At 61.7% G+C, this 18844-nt stretch carries 18 protein-coding genes; 4 read left to right on the top strand and 14 right to left on the bottom strand.

Features of this window, described 5'->3' with window-relative positions; translation table 11 throughout:
- On the top strand, positions 1-501 hold a 501-nt coding region (locus DC522_RS27515; protein WP_116531748.1), incomplete at its 5' end, for an IS6 family transposase.
- A gap of 61 nt (positions 502-562) precedes the next feature.
- Here DC522_RS27515 and DC522_RS27520 read toward each other — a convergent pair.
- Positions 563-1846 carry an ArgE/DapE family deacylase gene (locus tag DC522_RS27520; protein ID WP_116531749.1) on the bottom strand — a complete coding sequence of 428 codons (1284 nt, stop codon included), beginning with the start codon at positions 1844-1846 and terminating at the stop codon, positions 563-565.
- 123 nt (positions 1847-1969) lie between these two features.
- On the opposite strand from DC522_RS27520, the gene DC522_RS27525 reads away from it, so the two are divergent.
- From DC522_RS27525 to DC522_RS27535, 3 genes are read left to right on the top strand one after another with little or no spacing between them, the layout of a single operon-like run.
- Complete coding sequence (locus tag DC522_RS27525; protein WP_205769783.1) at positions 1970-2776, top strand: IclR family transcriptional regulator; 807 nt, start codon at positions 1970-1972, stop codon at positions 2774-2776.
- Positions 2777-2789: 13 nt separating this feature from the next.
- Positions 2790-3680, top strand: a complete 891-nt coding sequence (locus DC522_RS27530; protein ID WP_116531750.1) for a DMT family transporter — start codon at positions 2790-2792, stop codon at positions 3678-3680.
- A 48-nt stretch (positions 3681-3728) separates the two neighbouring features.
- Positions 3729-4049: a cupin domain-containing protein gene (locus DC522_RS27535; RefSeq protein ID WP_116531751.1), complete on the top strand. Its 321-nt coding sequence runs from the start codon at positions 3729-3731 to the stop codon at positions 4047-4049.
- 197 nt (positions 4050-4246) lie between these two features.
- Here the strand turns inward: DC522_RS27535 and DC522_RS27540 are convergent, their stop codons facing one another.
- The 13 genes from DC522_RS27540 to DC522_RS27600 all read right to left on the bottom strand — a co-directional run bounded on the left by DC522_RS27540 (position 4247) and on the right by DC522_RS27600 (position 18833).
- Complete coding sequence (locus tag DC522_RS27540) at positions 4247-5584, bottom strand: aspartate aminotransferase family protein (RefSeq protein ID WP_116531752.1); 1338 nt, start codon at positions 5582-5584, stop codon at positions 4247-4249.
- 1 nt (position 5585) lies between these two features.
- Complete coding sequence (locus tag DC522_RS27545; RefSeq protein ID WP_116531763.1) at positions 5586-6641, bottom strand: phosphotransferase; 1056 nt, start codon at positions 6639-6641, stop codon at positions 5586-5588.
- 161 nt (positions 6642-6802) lie between these two features.
- On the bottom strand, positions 6803-6955 hold the full coding sequence (locus tag DC522_RS27550) for a M20/M25/M40 family metallo-hydrolase (protein ID WP_245444602.1): 153 nt from the start codon (positions 6953-6955) through the stop codon (positions 6803-6805).
- A 187-nt stretch (positions 6956-7142) separates the two neighbouring features.
- Entirely contained in the window at positions 7143-7811 is a 669-nt protein-coding gene (locus tag DC522_RS27555; protein ID WP_116531753.1) for a GntR family transcriptional regulator, read from the bottom strand.
- A 145-nt stretch (positions 7812-7956) separates the two neighbouring features.
- On the bottom strand, positions 7957-9387 hold the full coding sequence (locus DC522_RS27560) for an aldehyde dehydrogenase family protein (protein WP_116531754.1): 1431 nt from the start codon (positions 9385-9387) through the stop codon (positions 7957-7959).
- A gap of 120 nt (positions 9388-9507) precedes the next feature.
- Positions 9508-10554, bottom strand: coding sequence for a histone deacetylase family protein (locus tag DC522_RS27565; protein ID WP_116531755.1), 1047 nt, complete (start codon positions 10552-10554; stop codon positions 9508-9510).
- Positions 10555-10578: 24 nt separating this feature from the next.
- The gene (locus tag DC522_RS27570) at positions 10579-12276 is read right to left on the bottom strand and encodes a thiamine pyrophosphate-binding protein (protein ID WP_116531756.1); all 1698 of its coding nucleotides are present in this window, start codon (positions 12274-12276) and stop codon (positions 10579-10581) included.
- Positions 12273-13919 (bottom strand): ABC transporter ATP-binding protein, encoded by a 1647-nt coding sequence (locus tag DC522_RS27575; protein WP_116531764.1) that lies wholly within the window; start codon positions 13917-13919, stop codon positions 12273-12275. The genes DC522_RS27570 and DC522_RS27575 overlap by 4 nt, the downstream gene beginning before the upstream one ends.
- 7 nt (positions 13920-13926) lie before the next feature.
- A complete protein-coding gene (locus tag DC522_RS27580; protein ID WP_116531757.1) occupies positions 13927-14763 on the bottom strand; it encodes an ABC transporter permease in 837 nt (278 codons plus the stop codon).
- A 9-nt stretch (positions 14764-14772) separates the two neighbouring features.
- Complete coding sequence (locus DC522_RS27585) at positions 14773-15744, bottom strand: ABC transporter permease (RefSeq protein WP_205769786.1); 972 nt, start codon at positions 15742-15744, stop codon at positions 14773-14775.
- A gap of 80 nt (positions 15745-15824) precedes the next feature.
- Positions 15825-17405 (bottom strand): ABC transporter substrate-binding protein, encoded by a 1581-nt coding sequence (locus tag DC522_RS27590; protein WP_116531759.1) that lies wholly within the window; start codon positions 17403-17405, stop codon positions 15825-15827.
- Between the two features lie 424 nt (positions 17406-17829).
- A complete protein-coding gene (locus DC522_RS27595) occupies positions 17830-18531 on the bottom strand; it encodes an IS6 family transposase (RefSeq protein ID WP_116531760.1) in 702 nt (233 codons plus the stop codon).
- A gap of 80 nt (positions 18532-18611) precedes the next feature.
- Positions 18612-18833 carry a hypothetical protein gene (locus DC522_RS27600; RefSeq protein WP_116531761.1) on the bottom strand — a complete coding sequence of 74 codons (222 nt, stop codon included), beginning with the start codon at positions 18831-18833 and terminating at the stop codon, positions 18612-18614.
- Positions 18834-18844 lie beyond the last annotated feature (11 nt).

Here is an 18844-nt window from a genome sequence, read left to right on the forward strand (position 1 = left end):
GGACCTCGCTCGGGCTCCTGGCGGGTGGATGAGACATATGTGCGGGTCGGCGGGCGATGGAAGTACCTGTTTCGAGCAGTCGATAAACACGGTCGGCTGATTGCCTCCATGCTGTCCGGCCGGCGTGATACTGGAGCGGCGTGTCGCTTCCTGCGCAAAGCCCTGCGGGCGGTTAGCGACTATCCTCCCTCATCCATTACGACCGACAAACTGGCTTCGTATCCGAAGGCAATCCGGCGCTTGCAGAACGAAGGGCTACTGCCGCAGGATGTCGAACACCGCACCTCGAAATATTTGAATAACATCATCGAGGCGGATCATGGTGCGCTCAAGCGTGTGATCCGTCCAACGCGCGGCTTCCAGACGATGAAAACCGCCGCCGCGACCCTGACGGGTTTTGAAACCATGCGCATGATCCGCCGCGGTCATTGCAACCCGCGGAAACGTCAGGCGACAGGCGAAGTCCGTCTCGTCAATCAGCTCTTCGGTCTTGCCGCCTGAATGACCCGTTCGGAGGGGTTCGTTATGCCCTCTTCAAGTTACTGCAACAGTACCGGTGAGCCTATACCGGCTCGACGCCACACCATTCCGCAATGGACAGGGCCATCGCCGTGGTGATGCGCTTGATGGACGAAATACTGGCACGTTCATCGAACCCATGGATGTTCTGGGAGATCGGACCATAGCACAGGGCCGGGATCTTGTCGTAGAGCGCATAGACGCGGGTGTCGAGATAGCCCGCCGTCATGAAGCTCTCCAGGGGGGATCCGGTTGCGCTCTGATGTGCTGCGGCAAGAACGGTTTCAGCCTCCGAGCCGGGAGCGAGTTCATAGCCTTCGGCGTGGAAGCCGTTGAATGTGACCTGCGGTGGGTTGTTCGCGAAATAGGCATCAGACCGAGCGAAGGCCGCGATCCGCTCGCGGATTTCGCGAGCGGCTTTCTCCGCCGGAGTACCAGGATAAATCGCGATCCGGCAGTCCAGACGGCACCAGCACGGCACCGATGACGCCCAGTCTCCCCCTTCGATCTTGCCGACATTCAGGTTGATAGGGTGCGCCTCGTTCTCGAAATTCGGGCGCCCCTTCTTGCGCTCGTTCCAATCGGCCTCCAGGTCACGCAATGCGCCGATCACCCGGTAGGCCGCGTCGATCGCATTGGCTCCCGCACCCATTTCGCGCACATGCACCGGATGGCCGCGGACCTCGACCTGGAACCAGAGAACGCCGACATTGGCGCGCACGAGCTTCTCGTCCTCTGGTTCCGGAATGAGCACGGCATCGGCCTTGTAGCCACGAAGATGCGTCATCAGCGCGCCATTGCCCGTCGATTCCTCCTCCACGACCGACTGGATGTAGACGGTCGCTGCCGGCTGCAGCCCGATCCTGCGCAGAGCGTCCATCGCGAAGATGTTGGCCGCATGTCCCACCTTCATGTCGGCGCCGCCCCGGCCGTAGAGCCAATCACCTTCGATCACCGGATCGAAGGGGGCATGGGACCACATCTCCACAGGGCCGGTTGGAACGACGTCGACGTGCGCCTGCAGGATAAGCGAGCGACCTTTCTCCTCGCGCGGCCGGTGAATGCCGACGACGATCGGCGCAGTCGAATGCTCGCTCGACCAGGGCGAGCTGCCTGGATGGCTCTCGATCGCCTGGCGGTCCATTTCGAAGCGATCCATGGCGTAGCCACGATCGGCGAGGGCCCTGAATACGAAATCCTGCACCGTATGCTCTGCGCCGCGCGTCGACGGGAAACGTATCAGGGTCCGGGTGAAGTCGATTTGCTCGTCGAAGCCTCGCTCCACGGAGGCAATGATCTTGTCGCGCAGGTGCGGGTCGAGAGGCATGGAGGCGGTTCTCTGATGAGGGTGAATGATCCGGATAAGCAGTCGAGCCGAGTATTTGCAATCTGCCTCTTTTGTGTCAAGTTATGACTCGATGTGTCATCCTATGACACGGAGGCGATCGCATTGACCGATCTCATTGCAGGGCAGAGCCGTGTCCCGGCCAAGCCGGGCGTGCCGCTGGTGCGGGCAGTCGCGCGCGCCGTGACCCTTCTGAAGGCATTCACGTCCGACCGGCCGCGGCTGACGCTGACCGAGCTTGCGCAGATCGCGGAGCTCGACAAGGGAACGACCCGGCGTCTCCTTCACACGCTGGCGGTCTCCGGGCTCATTCAGTTCGATGAGACCACGCAGCAATACATGCTCGATGCTGGCATCTTCGAAATGGCTTCGGCCGTTCAGGTCGGCCGAGACCTGCGCGAAATCGCAGCGCCCATTCTGGCTGACGTAACCGGGCAGACATCCACAGCGGCCTTCCTGTGGGTTCCTCACGATGGCGCCGCGCTCTGCCTCGATCGCATTCGGGCACCCATGCTGCAGATCGATGCGACGTGGTTCGCGGTTGGCGCGCTCACACCATTGAATTGCGGTGCCGGTCCCCGCATCGTGCTGGCCTATGTTTCGCAGGAAGAGCGGGAGCGGGGCCTTTCCGGCGAGCTGCCGCGGCGCACGCCATTCAGTGAAACGTCGGCGGCCAAGCTGCGCAAGGCCGCAGGCATTATCCGTCAGCGGGGATGGGAGTTGGCCGAGAACGATTTCTTCGTGGGTCTTGCTGCGCTCGGCGTCCCCGTGTTCGATCGCGAGGGTAGCTTCGTTGCGGCGTTGAGCATCACGAGCCTGACGGCAGACATCGTCAAGGATGGAAAGCCTCGCCATCTCAAGGTTCTGAAACGCGCCGCGGACCGCATCGGCGCTCGCCTTCGCGCCATTTGAAAGTAGCGACACGATGAGACAGGCGAAGGATGATCACAACTACTACTACGCGGCTGTGCCATTGCTGGCTCTGCTCTGGGGCCTCAACTGGCCTGCGGTGAAAATAGCGCTTGGCGAAATCAAGCCATGGATGCTCCGGGCGGGCGGTATGGCGCTCGGCGGGTCCTGCCTAGTCGTGATCGCGGCCCTGTGCGGCCAATCCCTTGTGGTAAGAAAGTCGCAATGGATGCGTCTGGCCGCAGCGGGTCTTTTATCGATTGCGGCCTTCAATATCCTCCTCGCCTTTGCGCAGCTTTCCGCGCCAACGTCGCGGGCAGCCATCATCACTTTCACCATGCCGATCTGGACCGTGCTGTTCACGAAGTTCCTGCTCAAGGAGCCGCTCGATGGCCGGCGGCGCCTTGGGCTTGCTCTCGGCATCGCCGGGCTGACGGCCCTGGGTTGGCCGCTCATCGGAACGGGTGAGATTTCGGTTGGGCTGTTCTATGCGCTTGCGGCCGGAATCTGCTGGGCGCTTGGAACCATCATCAGTAAGCGCTTTCCGGTCGAAGCACAGCCGCTCGCGGTCGCCGCTTGGCAATTGCTGACAGGTGCCGTCTGCGCGGCGGTCGGAATGCTCGCTTTCGAGACGTTCGCGCTGCCGCAGGCGTTGCAACCCGCGACAATTGCCGCGCTTCTCTACCATGTGCTGTTCGCGCAGGCGCTCGCCTATGTGCTCTGGTTCGCGGCCCTGTCCCGTCTGCCTGCTGGCACTGCGAGCCTCGGCACCTTGATGGTTCCGGCGATCGGCGTTGCCGGGGCCATGCTCCTGCTGGGGGAAAGGCCGACCCTGACCGATCTTGCTGGTCTCGTGCTAATGATTTGTGCCGCATCTGCGGTTCTCGTGCCCCCGCGGCGCACTTGAGTTTTTGACCAGGGCCACCTGCTTCGGCCCGCGACATGAGAGGATGAAATGGCCTTCAAATGTAACATTCCGGCGGTTCCGACCATACAGCAGGACGACGCGACCATCCGCATCACGCGCTGGGACTTCACCCCCGGCGCCGTGACGGGCTGGCATCGGCATGAATGGGCGTATTTCGTGATCATGCTGACGGATGGAATCCTGCGGATCCACGACGGGACGGATGCAAAGGACATTCCGCTCGTCGCCGGGCAGTCATACATGCGCCAGCCGGGCATCGAGCACGATGTCATGAACGGCTCTGAACACCCGATCGCGTTCGTGGAGATCGAAATCAAGCAGCCGGGTGCGCTGGTCGCGGCTGCCTGACACATGAGATCCAAAGCACCGTGCACAAAACCACAATGCGACACGACAAGGATCTCGAGAGCGAAAGGCGATTAGGCGCGTCCTTCACGGCTTCCTAAGGGAGGGGTGGATCGTCGCGCCTTCCATGCGTTGGTCTTTCGCGACGCGGCTCTGTCGATCCGCGATTGGCCAATCCAATCCACTTCGCCGGACAATGCTCACTCTTGAGAGGAGCACACGCGGACCTCCTCCAGTGTCTTGTCTAGGGCCGTGAGAAACAGGTCGGTGTTGTCTTTCGAGAAGACCAGTGGCGGCCTGATCTTGAGGATATTTGCGGATGGACCCGCTGCACTGATGAGGACGCGGCGCTCGCGAAGTCCATTGACGACGCGGGCGGTCTCGTCGCTGGCGGGCTCTTTCGAGTTGCGGCAGCGGACGAGTTCGAGGCCGATGAACAATCCTGCGGAGCGGATGTCGCCGATGATCGGATGGCGCTGCGCGAGGCTCTCCAGACCGGTCCGAAGATGCGCGCCGGCGGCGCGGGCATTGTCCCGCAATTTCTCCCCCTCGATGACGTCGAGCACCGCCATGCCGACTGCCGCGGAGACGGGATTGCCGCCGAATGTGTTGAAGTAGCGCAGGCGCCGTCCGAATTCCGCGAGGACTTCCGGACGAGCGGCCATGCCCGCCATGGGATGCCCGTTGCCCATCGGTTTTCCCATCGTGACGAGATCCGGCACGATGCCGTGGCGCTCGAAGCCCCACATTCCGTCGCCTGTGCGACCGAAACCGGGCTGCACCTCGTCCGCAATGAACAGCCCGCCCGCTTCGTGGATCGCATCGACCGCGCCGGAAAGGAAGCCCCGGGGATCGGTGAAGACGCCATCGCTCGAGAAGATCGTGTCGACTAGGAGAGCCGCCGGCTTGATCCCGTTCGCGCGCATGTCGTCGATCGCCTTGCGGACGTTGTCTGCAAAGACCGTACCGACATCGCGCCCGCCGCCACGATAGGCGTCAGGAGCGGGCACCTTGCGCACATGCTCGCCGAGCAACATTGCGGGGCCGAGCGACGGAGACATTCCGGCGATCGCCTCGGTGACCCCATGATAGGCGAAATCCGTGATGATGAAGCCGGTACCGCCCGTATGCGCCTTGGCGACGCGCAGGGCGAGGTCGTTCGCCTCGCTGCCAGTGCAGGTGAACATCATGTGCCCGATCTCTGCCGGAAAGTAGCCGAGCAGTCGTTCCGCATAGTCGAGGACGGTCTCGTGCAGGTAGCGCGTATGCGTGTTCAGCACCGATGCCTGCTTCGCGAGCGCGGCGACCACGTGCGGATGGCAATGTCCGACGCAGGCGACGTTGTTGTAGACGTCGAGATAGGCTTTCCCGTCCGGGTCGTAGAGCCACACGCCCTCGCCGCGCACCACGTGGACCGGATTGGCGTAGAAAAGCCGATAGGCCGGACCGAGCAGGTTCTGGCGGCGCGCGATCATGTCGCGCTCGCGGCTTGCAACATTCGTCGCGCGGGCGGGATCGTAGGCATTGATCATCGTCATCTCAGTTCTCCCCTTGGCACGCACGATGAAGATAGGCCTGTGCTTCGGCGCGCGAGAGAAGGGTGAAGCGCTGGAGGCCGGCCCAAGCCTGCGGATTGTTGCGCAGGATGTAGTCGCGATTCTCGGGATAGCGCGCGGCGCGCCATCCCGTGATGCCGACCGTCAGCACCATGCGCGTGGCGATCAGATCGAACAGGATGTCGATTTCGCCCGGTTCCAGAGGAAGAAGCGCATTGTAGGCCGCAACGAGATCGGCGACTCCGGCGAGAGGGTGGTCGAGCGAGGTCGGCTGATAGGCCGCGGCGATCGCGAGATTATTGATCACCGGCGTTTGTACCATGTCGCCGAAGTCGATGATGCCGGCGACCCGGTCAGGATCGTCGCCAGAGACGAGAACATTGTAGGGGTTCAGGTCGTTGTGAATCACCTGTGTCCGCAGCCGTGGCAGAACCGGGACAACGTGCGCCTCGAAGTTGTCGAGGAAGCCCTCCGCCAGTCCTCGCTGCGCAGCATCCGGAATATGAACCAGCAGATCGCGAATGCGGCTTGCGTGCTTGAGGTCCCACATGAGCTCGTGGTTGGCAGCGGGATGGGAGAAGTCCCGCAAGGCGAGATCGAGGCGCGCCAGATGACTGCCGATGCTTCGACGCAACGCGACGCTTGATGTCGCCCGGTGAAGCGGATTCCCCTGAAGAAAAGTGAGCACGCGCACGATGCGCGACTCTTCTCCCGGACGGTTGAGCACCCATTCGGTTTTGCCTCCACATGTCCTGATGACTCGAGGCACGGGCAGGGACGCATCGACCGAGGCGACATGCAGCAGAGCCTTGGTCTGGAAGTCGGTCACCTGTGGATCCTCGGCGGCATTGCTGACCTTGAGTACGTAGTGCTCCGCCTCGTTGACGCGCAGATGAAAATTGCGATCGCGCTCGCCGCTCAGTTCGCTCACGACGGCGTCGAGCTCGAAGATGTTCTGGGCGACCGCACGAGCCTCTTCGACGGAAAAGGCCGGCACGGCAGTCTCCAGCAGCGACCCTATCTTCTGTTGCGCCGTCATCGGCATGCTCTTCCCCGTCAATGTTCATCTCCTTAATGGCCTCGATGATGCATGATGCATCATCGAACCGCAAGGTTTTCCACCTGATTTTTCGCTGCCTGTGCAATGCTTTTGCTCGTGGGGCGAAGCCGGGTGGTTTTGTCCTCCCGTCCCGCAGTGTCTTAGTGGTCCGCCCGCGCCACGACGCTGTGGAGCAGCACATTCAGACCCGGCTCGAGATCCTCGCGTGTCGCGAACTCGTTGTTGTTGTGCGTGATGCCATCGCGGCAGGGAGTGAAGATCATAGCGGTCGGGCAGACACCCGCCAAAGACATCGCGGATTTCCTTGTCGGTGTCGCTCAGGGCAAGGCGTGACAACCCGCCTTCGCGTCCTCTGCCGATCTCGGACGAACGCTCAATGGTGCGCCAGAAGCGCTCGACATCGACGCGGGAGGCGGGGGAGAAAGCCATGATAACCTCAGAGACTGCAGCATATCGCCGGGTGGATCGGTTTCGTGAGCATCACTCTTCCTGAGAAAGGGCTTTGCTGCTCAGGATGACGCCGCCACCGCTCATGATGTCCTCGCGGATTGCTTGCTTGGCGGCTTGAGCATCGTGCTTGCGGATGGCGTCCAGCACATCATAGTGATGCTCGATCATGGTTCTGCCGCCTTCCTCGTAGGCGGCGGAGATGACCGGTCCCATCTGAAGCCAGAGATTGTGCAGGATGCCGCGCAGGATCGGCATCGCCGCGATGTTGGCGAGCTCGAAGTGAAAGATTTGGTTGATTTCCGTGGCACGGGCGAACTCGCACGCGGAAAGTGCTCTTTCGTTGTCGCTGACCAGCGCTTCCAGCCGCTTGATGTCGGCGGCATCCGCCGTCGTCGCGGCACGCTCCGCGGCAAGGCCTTCGAGCTTGAGGCGGATGGCGCGGATCTCGAGATAGCGATCGCGGTGGAGAACCGGGACGCGGATGTCGCGGGGGCTTTTGAGAAGCAGTCCCCCCTCATGCACGAGACGCAGAATGGCGTCGCGCACCGGCGTGACACTGGTACCCATCTCCTGCGCAAGATCGCGGATCTTCAGCCGCGCACCCGGCCGCAAAGCCCCCTTGATGAGGGCCTCCGCGATGTTCAGGTAGACGACTTCGCCGAGATTGTTGTGATCAATGGTCTTGAATTCATAGTCCACTCAGGCACCTCCTGACGAAGGAAGGGTGCTTCTCCATCATCCTCGACGGAGAAGAAAAATAATGTGCCAAAATAACATGTCCAGGAGATGATCGCATCAATAAATACCGGGGTCCGTCTTCCGGTAGACCCCGGTACCGTTTTCGTCAGGCGGCCTGATAGCCGAACATCGACTTGACCTCGAGGAAGTCCTCCAAGCCGAACTTGCCCCACTCACGGCCATTGCCCGATTGCTTGTAGCCGCCGAACGCCGCCGCCAGGTCGCCTGGAGCACCGTTGATATGCACCATACCGGCGCGGATGCGCCGCGCTACGTCGCGGGCGCGCTCGATGGTTCCGGCTGTGACATAGCTCGACAGGCCGTAGACGGTGTCGTTGGCGATCGCGATTGCTTCCTCTTCACTCGTATAGGGCAGGATCGACAGGACTGGACCGAAAATCTCCTCGCGGGCGATAGTCATGTCGTTGCGCACATCGGCGAAAACGGTCGGGCGGATGTAATAGCCGCGATTCAGATGCTCAGGACGGCCCGGCCCGCCAGCGATGAGGCGCGCGCCTTCAGTGATGCCCGCCTCGATCAGCCGCTGGATCTTGTCGTACTGGAGCTTGCTCACCACTGGGCCGATGGTCGTCGTGGCGGAACGCGGATCGCCGACGACGGTCTGCTCGGCGATCTTCTTCGCGATGGCGATGACTTCCTCTTGACGGTCCGCCGGGACCAGCATGCGGGTCGGTGCATTGCAGGACTGGCCGCTGTTGCTGAAGCACGAGCGTGCACCGTGGGTGACCGCCTTGGTGAAGTCTGCATCGGCGAGGATGATGTTGGGCGACTTGCCGCCGAGTTCCTGCGAGACACGCTTGACCGTGTCGGCCGCTGCCCTCGCGACGGCAATGCCGGCGCGGGTGGAGCCGGTGAAGGAGACCATGTCGATATCAGGATGGGTGGACAGCGCCTGCCCGACGGTCGGGCCGTCGCCGTTGACCATGTTGTATATACCTGCTGGAACACCGGCTTCGTGCATGATCTCCGTGAACAGGATGCCGGACATCGGTGCCACTTCACTCGGCTTCAACACCATCGTGCAGCCGACGGCGAGTGCCGGGCCGACCTTGCAGGTGATCTGGTTCATCGGCCAGTTCCACGGCGTGATAAAGCCGCACACTCCGACCGGCTCGCGAGTCACCAGCGTATTGTTGATCACCTCGTCGAACTCGTAGGTCTTCAGCACTTCGAGAACCTGGGACAGGTGACCGAGACCGGCCGCCGCTTGGGCATCCCGAGAGAAGGCGAGCGGTGCGCCCATCTCATCCGAGATCGCCTCCGCCATCTCCTCATAGCGCTTCTTATAGACTGCGATGACGCTCTCCAGCAGTTGGATGCGCTCCTTGCGGCTTGTGCGCGAGAAAGCCGGGAAGGCCTGTTTCGCCGCTGCCACCGCCCGATCTACATCCGCCTTCGAGCCGAGCGCAATACGGGCATACGCCTCCTCGGTGGCGGGATTGATTACATCGAGCGTTTCCTTGCCGACCGGATCCACCCACGCGCCGTTCACGTAAAACTGCAGAGCCTGCTTCATTGCTTCATTCCTCCCGAAGCGAAACCCAGAGACGCTTCCACTGACGTGGAAACAGCTCTGGCTATTCCTGTGCTGCATTTTCCGACGGGGAACCGGATCCACCTCGCCGGAAGATACCCCCTAGTCATTCATGAGGCCGGCGAGGAACTGCTCGAGGCAGTCGCCGATCACCGAAATCTGATATCCGCCTTCCTGCACAACGACCGTCGGAAGACCAATGGCCCGGATCCGCTCCCCGATGCCACGGAAGCCTTCCGTCGATACGTTGAGCAGACCGATCGGGTCATCCCGATGGCTGTCATAGCCGAGCGCGACGACTAGGGCCTGCGCCTCGAATGCGCGGATCTTTTCCGCCCCTCGTTCGATCGCGCGATGATAGACCTCGTCGCCCGACTTCGGCGGGACCGGAATGTTCAGGTTGTAACCTTCGCCCTCGCCATAGCCGAGCTCGTCGGCGTAGCCGATATAGTATGGATAGTAGGCATCCGGATCGACATGGGTCGAGACCGTCAGCACGTCGGGTCGGCGATAGAAGATTTCCTGCGTACCGTCGCCATGATGGGCATCGACATCGAGTACCGCGACGCGACCGAACCGCGAGCGCAGGCGCTGGGCGGCGATCGCCGAGTTGTTGAGATAGCAGAAGCCGCTTGCACGATCGACACGGGCATGATGGCCGGAGGGGCGGCAGAGCGCGTAGGCGACCTTGGCGCCATCGAGCACGGCATCCGCTGCCGCAGTTGCGGTATGGCTTGAGCGCAGAGCGGATGTCCAGGTATGTGCGCTGATCGGCACGGCGAGATCGCCGAGATAGTAGCCCGCCTGCGCCACGACCGAGCTCGACCGGCATGCCGGACGCTGATGCTGCGCCGGGCTGCCATTCCAGTAGGGGGAGACGTTCGGCAGAACCTCCGGACCTGCCTCTGGAATTGCCCGCCAGCGCTCATAGGCGGTCCGGAGGAAGTCCAGATACGGCTTGGAATGGATGGTCAGCGCCGGCTCGATGCCGTAGTCGGACGGCTTCTCCGGCGTTACGCCGCGCCTCGCCAAAGCACCGAGAAGGGCCTCTGTCCTGCTCGGCAGGTCCTTGGGATCGCGGATAACCCCGACCCTCATGAATTGCTGGGGATCGTGGAGGCTCTGGTCCGGGTGAAAGAATGCTCGCATCGAGCGGGGCTCCTCTTCTTGAACTCAGGCGGTCCTGCGCGCCAAGGCAGCATCGCGGACAGCGGTCAGGGTCGTATCGGGGGTGATCCCATCCGGATCGTATTGGACCTCGATCAGCGCAGGCATCGACTCCCGTTCGGCGAAGGCCATGGCCCGTTCGAACGCCGCAGAGAAATCCACCGTGCGGGAAACGGTCTCCCCGTGGCCGCCATAGGCACGCACGAGCGCCGCGAAGTCCGGATTGGTCAGCGACAGACCGAAAACGCGGGCAGGATACTCCCGCTCCTGATGCTGGCGGATCGTCCCCCACATGCCATTATTAAAGACGAGCACCACGATTCCGAGGCGGTTCTGCGCAGCGGTGCCCAGTTCTTGCATCGTCATCTGGAAGCAGCCGTCGCCGGCGTAGCAGACGACTGTTCGTTCCGGAAAAGCAAGCTTCGCCGCGATGGCCGCCGGCAGACCATAGCCCATCGCGCCACAGATCGGCGAGGCCTGTGTGCCAGGACCGGAGAACTGCAGGAACCGATGCGGAAAGAGCGCGAAATTGCCAGCACCGACCGTAACGCAGGCATTGGCCGGGAGACGGTCACGAAGAGATGCGGAGATCTCCGACAGGTTCATGTCGCCCGGCATCGGTCCCGGCTGCAGCGTCGCCTGATACTCGGCATTGGCCGCCTTCGCAGCACCGGTCCACCTGACCTTGCCTTTCGGGGCCAGTCCGGACGCGGCGGCGGCGAAGCCCACAGGATCCGCCACGATGGCCAGCTCCGGACGATAGACGCGCCCGAGTTCGTTCGGATCAGGATGGATATGCACCAGTTGCTGGCGGGGCAGGGGGCTCGTCACGTGGACGTAGCCTTCGGTGGTCGGCTCATCAAGGCGGGTGCAGACCGCAATCAGAAGATCGGCGTCCTCCATGCGGCGCGCGAGCTTGCGATCCATGCCATAGCCGACATGGCCAGCATAGTTGGGATGACGGTTGTCGAAGCATTCGAGCCGCCGCCAGGAGACGCCAACCGGCAGGTCGTAGCGCTCGGCAAAGCCGCGCATCTGCGCCAGCGCCTCGTCAGTCCAACCGGTGCCACCGATGATCATGAAAGGCCGCTCGGCAGTTTCCAGCAGCGCATCCAGCCTCTCGATCTCGGCTGGAGCGGGATGCGGGTGTGCCCGGGGCGCAGGCGGCACGTCCCTGGCAACTGCCGTGCCCCACAAGGTGTCCTCCGGCAGCGCCAGAACGACTGGCCCCGGGCGGCCGCTGCGGGCGACCTGAAAGGCACGCGCGACGAATTCCGGGATGCGGTCGGTGCGGTCGATGCTCGCCACCCACTTTGCCATCGGGCCGAACATGCGGCGGTAATCGACCTCCTGGAAACAATCGCGCTCGGTCGTATCCGACCCGATCTGCCCAACGAACAGGATCATCGGCGTGCCGTCCTGATAGGCGGTGTGCAGACCGATGCTGGCATTGGTTGCGCCAGGCCCACGCGTTACGAAGCAGATGCCGGGTTCTCCGGTCAGCTTCCCATGCGCCTCCGCCGCATAGGCCGCCCCGCCTTCCTGCCGGAAGGCAATGGTCGCGATCTCGTCCCTATGTTCGTATAGGGAGTCGATGCACGGCAGGAAGCTCTCACCTGGCACCATAAAGATTCGGCGTGCGCCGTTCAGGATGAGGTGGCAGACGAGGATTTCGCCACCTGGGCGCAGCAGCGAAGCAGTCATTCCTGGTTCTCCTTGAGGTCAATCACGGCCGCACGCGGGTTCCATTCACGGCCCGGGATAGCGGCGATCAGGCGCTGAGTATAGGCATGGCGCGGGGCGTCGAAGATCTGATCCGGCGGTCCGTTTTCGACGATCTCGCCGCGATACATGACGACGATGCGATCGCAAATCTGCGCCGCCACGCGCAGGTCATGCGTGATGAAGATGATGGCGAGATTGAGCTTTTGCTGCAGGTCCTGCAGCAACTCTAAAACCTGCGCCTGCACCGAGACATCGAGAGCGGACACACTCTCATCAGCAACGAGCAACTCTGGCTCCAATGCCAGAGCGCGAGCGATGCCAACGCGCTGGCGCTGACCGCCCGAGAACTCGTGCGGATAGCGATCGAAGGCAGAGGCATTGAGGCCGACGAGACCGAGTAGCTCCCGCGCCTTTGCTTCCGCCTGCTCATACGGCACACCGTTCGCGACTGGCCCATCAGTGAGGATGCGGCCAATGGTCTGGCGCGGATTGAGGGAGGCGAAAGGATCCTGGAAGATCATCTGCATGTGCTTACGCATCGGCCGAAATGCGCCGGCCGAAAGCGGCACCACGTCCTGACCCCGGAAAAGCACCTCACCGCCATCCACATTAGTGAGCTTCAAGATGCAGCGCCCGAGCGTGGACTTGCCGGAGCCCGATTCGCCGACAATCCCAAGGGTTTCGCCGCGTCGCAGGGTGAAGCTGATATCGTTGACCGCATTCACCACCCGCGGCTTCGAAAAGAAACCGCCGCCACTGCGATAGACCTTACGCAGTCCCTTTACCTCGAGCAGCGGCTCCTTGTCGGCTGTCACTCGCGCCGCATGCGCCTCGCGACGGGGGACGGCGGCGATCAGGCGACGGGTATAGGGATGCTTCGGCCGGTTGAGGACTTCATCTGCCGTGCCCTGTTCCACCACGAGACCGCGCTCCATGACGACAACGCGATCAGCAATGTCAGCAACCACGCCGAAGTCGTGGGTAACAAACATGACGCCCATGCCCTTGGCGCGCTGGATGCGGCGGATCAGTTCGAGGATTTGGGCCTGAGTGGTGACGTCGAGCGCGGTCGTCGGCTCATCTGCAATCAGCATGGCGGGTTCGAGCGCCAGCGCCATGGCAATCATCACGCGCTGGCGCTGCCCGCCCGACAGGCGGAAGGGATAGGCATCGCGCAGGATCTGCGGGTCCGGCAGGCCCACATAGTTGAGTAGATCAAGCACGCGCTGATCGCGCGTCGCTGCGTTGCCTTCACCGTGCACTTCCATGACTTCGGCGATCTGGTCGCGTACCGTCATCAGCGGATTGAGGGCCGACAGTGGCTCCTGAAACACCATCGCGACCGATCGGCCGCGCTCGCGCTCCAGTTCCGACTCTGACATGGCGAGCAGGTCCCTGCCGCGAAACAGGATGCGCCCACTGGAAGGCTTCAGGTAGCTCGGCAGAAGTCCCATGATGGCATTTGCCGTCATCGATTTGCCGGAGCCGGATTCGCCGACCACGCAAAGAATCTCCCCAGCATGGAGATCGTAAGAGATGGTCTCAACGGCGTATTGGCGATCGAGGCCCGTGGGCAGAGGGATCGAGAGATTCTGAACGCTCAGGAGAGGAGTGCGGAACATTTCCATCTCAACCTTTCCTTCCGCGCAGGTGCGGATTCATCGCGTCATTCAGGCCTTCACCGATCAGGTTGATAGCGAGCACAGTCAGAAGAATCGCGATTCCCGGAAAGACGCTCATCCACCAAGCTTCACGCAGCATCGTGCGTGCAGCGCCAATCATGAAGCCCCAGCTCATCATGTTGCGGTCGCCGAGACCGAGGAAGGACAACGAGCTCTCGGTAAGAATCGCGGTTGCCACCATCAGCGAGGCGGTCACGATGATAGGGGAGATGGCGTTCGGCAGGATCTGAGTGAGAATGATGCGGGGGCCGGTCTGCCCGATCACGACCGCGGCCTGCACGAACTCGCGCGAGCGCAGGCTCAAGAACTCGCCCCGCACCAGGCGCGCCACCGGCGGCCAGGACACCACCGCAATCGCGAGGGTGATCGACACGATGTTCGGGCTGAAGATCGCCACCAGAACTACCGCCATGGCAAAGGCGGGAATGGTCTGGAAGAACTCAGTGAAGCGCATCAGGAGATCGTCCGTCCTGCCGCCATAGAAGCCGGCAAGCGCACCAAGTGTCACGCCGATGACGACTGCCACGGCCGTTGAGACGATGCCGACGAGAAGCGATACGCGGGCGCCATAGGCAAGGCCTGCGGCGATGTCGCGCCCGAGCATGTCGGTACCGAGCGGATAGGACGGATCCTCGGACGGCGCGAGGAAGGGATCACCCACGCTCTGCCACGGACTGACGGGAAACAGGACCGGAGCGAGGAGCGCCACGACCACAACGAGGGACAGGATGGCAAGGCCGAGAAGAGCGCCGTAATTGCGTGCGAAGCGAAGAAAGAAGAGCATGATGGATTCCTAACCTGCCGCCTCGATGCGCGGATCAACGATCCGATAGAGCAGATCGGTCACGAGGTTGACGATCACCACGACGACGGCGGTGACGAGGAAGACACCGAGCAGAACGGGGTAATCGCGTTGCATCAGGGCATCGAACATCAGGCGACCGATTCCAGGCCAGGCGAAGACGGTCTCTGTGAGAACGGCGCCGCCGACAAGCTGACCGGCCTGCATACTGGCGAAGGTGAATATCGGCAGGATAGCGTTGCGCAAGACGTGCCGGCGGATGATCCGGGACTTCGGAACGCCCTTGGCGCGGGCGGTCTTGACGAAGTCGAGGCCCATCACCTCGAGCATCGAGGCGCGTGTCAGGCGTGTGTAGATCGCCGTGAAAAACAGGCCAAGGGTGACCGTCGGCAGGATCAAGTGATGCGCGATGTCGAGAACCCGCGCCCAGCCGGTCAGGCCCGCGCCGATGGTTTCCATGTCGAAGGGCGGCAGCCAGTCGAGATTGATGGAGAAAACGAGTACCGCCATCAGCGCGACCCAGAACAGGGGCGTGGCGTAGAACACCAGCGCGCCGGTCATGACCGCGCTGTCGGTAATGCTGCCGCGCCTGTAGGCGGCAAGCACACCGAGCGCAATGCCGAGCACGAGCGAGAAGACAAAGGCGCAGCCGGTCAACAGGATGGTCGCCGGCAGCCGTTCCAGGATCAGGGTCGCGACGGGTACCTGATTGCGGTACGAATAGCCGAGATCGCCCGTGAAGACGCCCTTCAGATAGGTCCATAGCTGCACGTAGAGTGGCTGGTCGAGCCCGAACTGAGCGCGCAGCTGCGCGATGAATTTCGCATCGCCCGCTCCCGCCTCACCTGCGAGCACAGAAGCCGGGTCGCCCGGGGCAAGGTGGATCAATAGGAAGTTGAGGATGACAACTCCGATCACCACCAACACTGCCTTAGACAGGCGCTGAACTGCGAATTCGAGAATCTTCAATGAAAGCCTCCGGATTTCCGGCGCGATGGCAAAGCGGCCGACACCCGAAGTGCCGACCGCCTGTCGTGCGTAGGTTACTTAGAAATCCAAACCTCATCCATGTATTGGTTGAGGCCGATGCCGGTCGTGACGAGGTTCTTCACCTTCTTGCGGTTGATCGTCACGTTGTGCATCTCGAAAAGCCAGCCCAGTGCCACATCGTCGACAATGATCTTCTGAGCTTCCGCGTAGGCCTTGGCCGCTTCTTCCTTGTTGACGGCACCGGCCGCGGTCGAGAACAGCTCGTCCACCTTCGGGTTCAGATAGTTCTGATTATTGCCGTAGGGCGTACCCTTGATGACGTTGTTCGACAGATAGTGACGGGCAACCCCCAGCGCCGGATCGCCATACTGGTAGGTGAAGTTGAACGTCAGGTCGAAGTTGAAGTCGGAGGTGTTCTGCGACCAGCCGCCGGCATCGGTGCCTTGGATGGTCACCTTGAAGCCGAGTTGTTCGATCTGCTGCTTCACGTATTCCGACATGCGATCCCACATGGAGCCGTAGGGGAGTGGCATCAGGCGAATGGTGTGCTCGGCCGGATTGAGGCCGGACTCGGTGACGAGCTTCTTCGCCTTCGCCATGTCGAACGGATAGGCCGGAACATCCTTGCTGTAATAGAGTGTGGTCGATGCGATCGGGCCGGTAGCGACCTTGCCGAGACCAAAGAAGATGTTCTTGACGATGAATTCACGATCAATCGCGTGCATCACAGCCTGCCGCACAGCCTTGTTGGCGAACGGCTGGTTGCGCATGTTCATCTGCATGAACACGAGCGGGGCGTAGGATTCCCAGCCGCTGGTGGTGTTCTCGACATCTTTTAGCTTGACGAGGCGGCGGACCTCGAAGCCTTCCACGTCGCCACCGCGCAGCACGTCGACTGTGCCCTTCTCGAAGGCGACGGCGCGTGAGGCGGCGTCCGGAATGATGCGGAAATAGAGTTCATCGAGATAGGGCTTACCGGGCTTCCAATAATCCTCGTTGCGCACGAGATGGATGTAGGAGCCGCGCTTCCATTCCTTCAGCTTGAACGGACCGGTACCGATCGGCGTCTGGTTCGCCGGATTGGTGCGGTAATCGGTACCGTCGTAGAGATGCTTCGGAATGATCGGGAAGGAGCTGAGCTCGAAGGCGTGAAGGAAAGCGGAGAACGGCTTCTTGAGCTTGAATACCACTTGGTTCGGCGCGGGCGACGTGATGCTCTCCACGTAGGTTGTAGCGATCAGGCGCCAGCGCGGATGGGCTTCGCGGAGAAATTTGTCAGCGGTGAAGACCACGTCGTCGGCCGTGAACGGCTTACCGTCGTGCCACTTCACATTGTCCTGCAGTGTGAAGGTGTAGGTCAGGCCGTCGGGCGAGATGGTCCAGGACTTGGCGAGAGAGGGAAGGGGCTTGAGGTCGGTGCCATAGGTCAGGAGGCTTTGGTAGATCTGCCCGGCGACGTAGAGCGTCGGCCCCTGTGTGTTCAGCCCCACCATCAGCATCGGGGGTTCGGGTTGCGCGATCATATTGAGCGTGCCGCCCTTGACGGGAGTTTCCTGCGCATGGGCGGCTCCCATCACGCTAGCGCACAGGAGGCCCGCCGCAGCGGCTAACAGACTTACTTTTCGTCTCATCATGATGTCCTCTGGTAGACTTGTTTGCCGTTCTTGTTATTGTTATTTTGTAACCAACGTCGCCGATGGTCGATGACATAATGAGCAAAAGAAATTCTTTTACTCAAATATTGGGCCGCAGTTGGCGGCTGAAGAATCAGCAAGGGTTTCATCTATTAAGTAGAGAGATCGCCGAACTATACCCCTCGTCTTAGATCAACGCTGCTTCCTTCCCAACTTTAACTGAACACAGGATAGGAAAACTTGGTGTCGTGGCACGGCAACCGCTCACCCCGCGCGATGTACTCTTCACCCTCTAAGTTGAGGCGATTATGATGCATCAAACTTTTCAGTCAAGGGGCCTTCTTACCGAACGGAAGAGATGGCTTCAATTCGGGTGATGTCACGTTAACCTGAGGAGACCGCAATAAGCCCTGCTTTGTTGGTTTCAGGCGAGCACGCCCGCCGCGGCTTTCCATGCTGCCATGGCTCGTAGACGGTGAAGGTGGGTGGCAAGAGCAGACTGGTGCGAGTGAGGCGGAACGAACAAGTTCCTGACAGCCGAAAAGACCGAGGTGAACCGCTGCAGGCCTCCCACAGACCGAAAGCCCTGCATCATCTGCTCCCGCTTTCTCAGCGGGAGATGCGAATTCTCGGCCCTGTTGTTCAGGCCCTTGTGGGACCGGTGCTCGATCCTTGGCATGACTAGGCGTCTGGCAGCTCCGTACGAGGACAGCTTATCGGTGATGATGCGCTTGGGTGCCATGCCTTGCTTCTTCATCAGTCGGGTCAGCAAGCGCTTGGCCACCTTGGTGTCGCGCCGGCTCTGGACAATCTCGTCGAGCACGTATCCGTCCTGATCAACGGCCCGCCACAGCCAGTGCTTCTTGCCAGCGATCATGACGACGACTTCGTCCAAGTGCCAAGTGTCGTGACGGCTCGGCGTCTTGCGCTTGAGGCGGCGGGCGTAATCCGGTCCAAACTTCAGAGCCCAGCGCCGGACGGTCTCATAAGAGACGACGATGCCGCGCTCGAGCAGCATCTCTTCGACAAGCCGGAGGCTCAGAGGAAACCGGAAGTACAACCAAACGGCATGGGCAATGATCTGGGGTGGGAACCGATGGCGCTTGTAGCTGATGGGCTTGGTCATGACCGAGCTCTTAAGCCACAAGCCGCTGCCAAAGGTTACCGTGACATCCCTTGCTTGAGGGATTTGTTGCAGCTTTGAAGCTACACGCGACTGCTGCGGCCGCGCATAAAGTACCAGATGGCTGCAATGACGATGATGATCAGCAGGATCGCCCACCAGTAATCCATGATGCCACCGGTGGCTGCGGCATCGCCAGCCGGCGGAGCGCCAGGCGGAGGAGAGGGCGCCGGGGCCTGGGCATTGTCACGGGAACGGCTAACGGGTCGGGCTGATGCATGGTAGGGCAGGGGGATGCAACTCATCTCCTATGCTC

This window comes from Microvirga sp. KLBC 81 (assembly GCF_003075415.1).
Taxonomy (GTDB): Bacteria; Pseudomonadota; Alphaproteobacteria; order Rhizobiales; family Beijerinckiaceae; genus Microvirga.

Bases quoted from the DNA above. Each gene is read 5' to 3' on its own strand.
- DC522_RS27540 (WP_116531752.1), bottom strand. From the start codon at position 5,584: ATGACGATGATCAATGCCTACGATCCCGCCCGCGCGACGAATGTTGCA.
- DC522_RS27530 (WP_116531750.1), top strand. From the start codon at position 2,790: ATGAGACAGGCGAAGGATGATCACAACTACTACTACGCGGCTGTGCCA.
- DC522_RS27575 (WP_116531764.1), bottom strand. From the start codon at position 13,919: ATGTTCCGCACTCCTCTCCTGAGCGTTCAGAATCTCTCGATCCCTCTG.
- DC522_RS27595 (WP_116531760.1), bottom strand. From the start codon at position 18,531: ATGACCAAGCCCATCAGCTACAAGCGCCATCGGTTCCCACCCCAGATC.
- DC522_RS27545 (WP_116531763.1), bottom strand. From the start codon at position 6,641: ATGACGGCGCAACAGAAGATAGGGTCGCTGCTGGAGACTGCCGTGCCG.
- DC522_RS27560 (WP_116531754.1), bottom strand. From the start codon at position 9,387: ATGAAGCAGGCTCTGCAGTTTTACGTGAACGGCGCGTGGGTGGATCCG.
- DC522_RS27580 (WP_116531757.1), bottom strand. From the start codon at position 14,763: ATGCTCTTCTTTCTTCGCTTCGCACGCAATTACGGCGCTCTTCTCGGC.
- DC522_RS27535 (WP_116531751.1), top strand. From the start codon at position 3,729: ATGGCCTTCAAATGTAACATTCCGGCGGTTCCGACCATACAGCAGGAC.
- DC522_RS27570 (WP_116531756.1), bottom strand. From the start codon at position 12,276: ATGACTGCTTCGCTGCTGCGCCCAGGTGGCGAAATCCTCGTCTGCCAC.
- DC522_RS27565 (WP_116531755.1), bottom strand. From the start codon at position 10,554: ATGCGAGCATTCTTTCACCCGGACCAGAGCCTCCACGATCCCCAGCAA.
- DC522_RS27520 (WP_116531749.1), bottom strand. From the start codon at position 1,846: ATGCCTCTCGACCCGCACCTGCGCGACAAGATCATTGCCTCCGTGGAG.
- DC522_RS27600 (WP_116531761.1), bottom strand. From the start codon at position 18,833: ATGAGTTGCATCCCCCTGCCCTACCATGCATCAGCCCGACCCGTTAGC.
- DC522_RS27550 (WP_245444602.1), bottom strand. From the start codon at position 6,955: ATGTCTTTGGCGGGTGTCTGCCCGACCGCTATGATCTTCACTCCCTGC.
- DC522_RS27590 (WP_116531759.1), bottom strand. From the start codon at position 17,405: ATGATGAGACGAAAAGTAAGTCTGTTAGCCGCTGCGGCGGGCCTCCTG.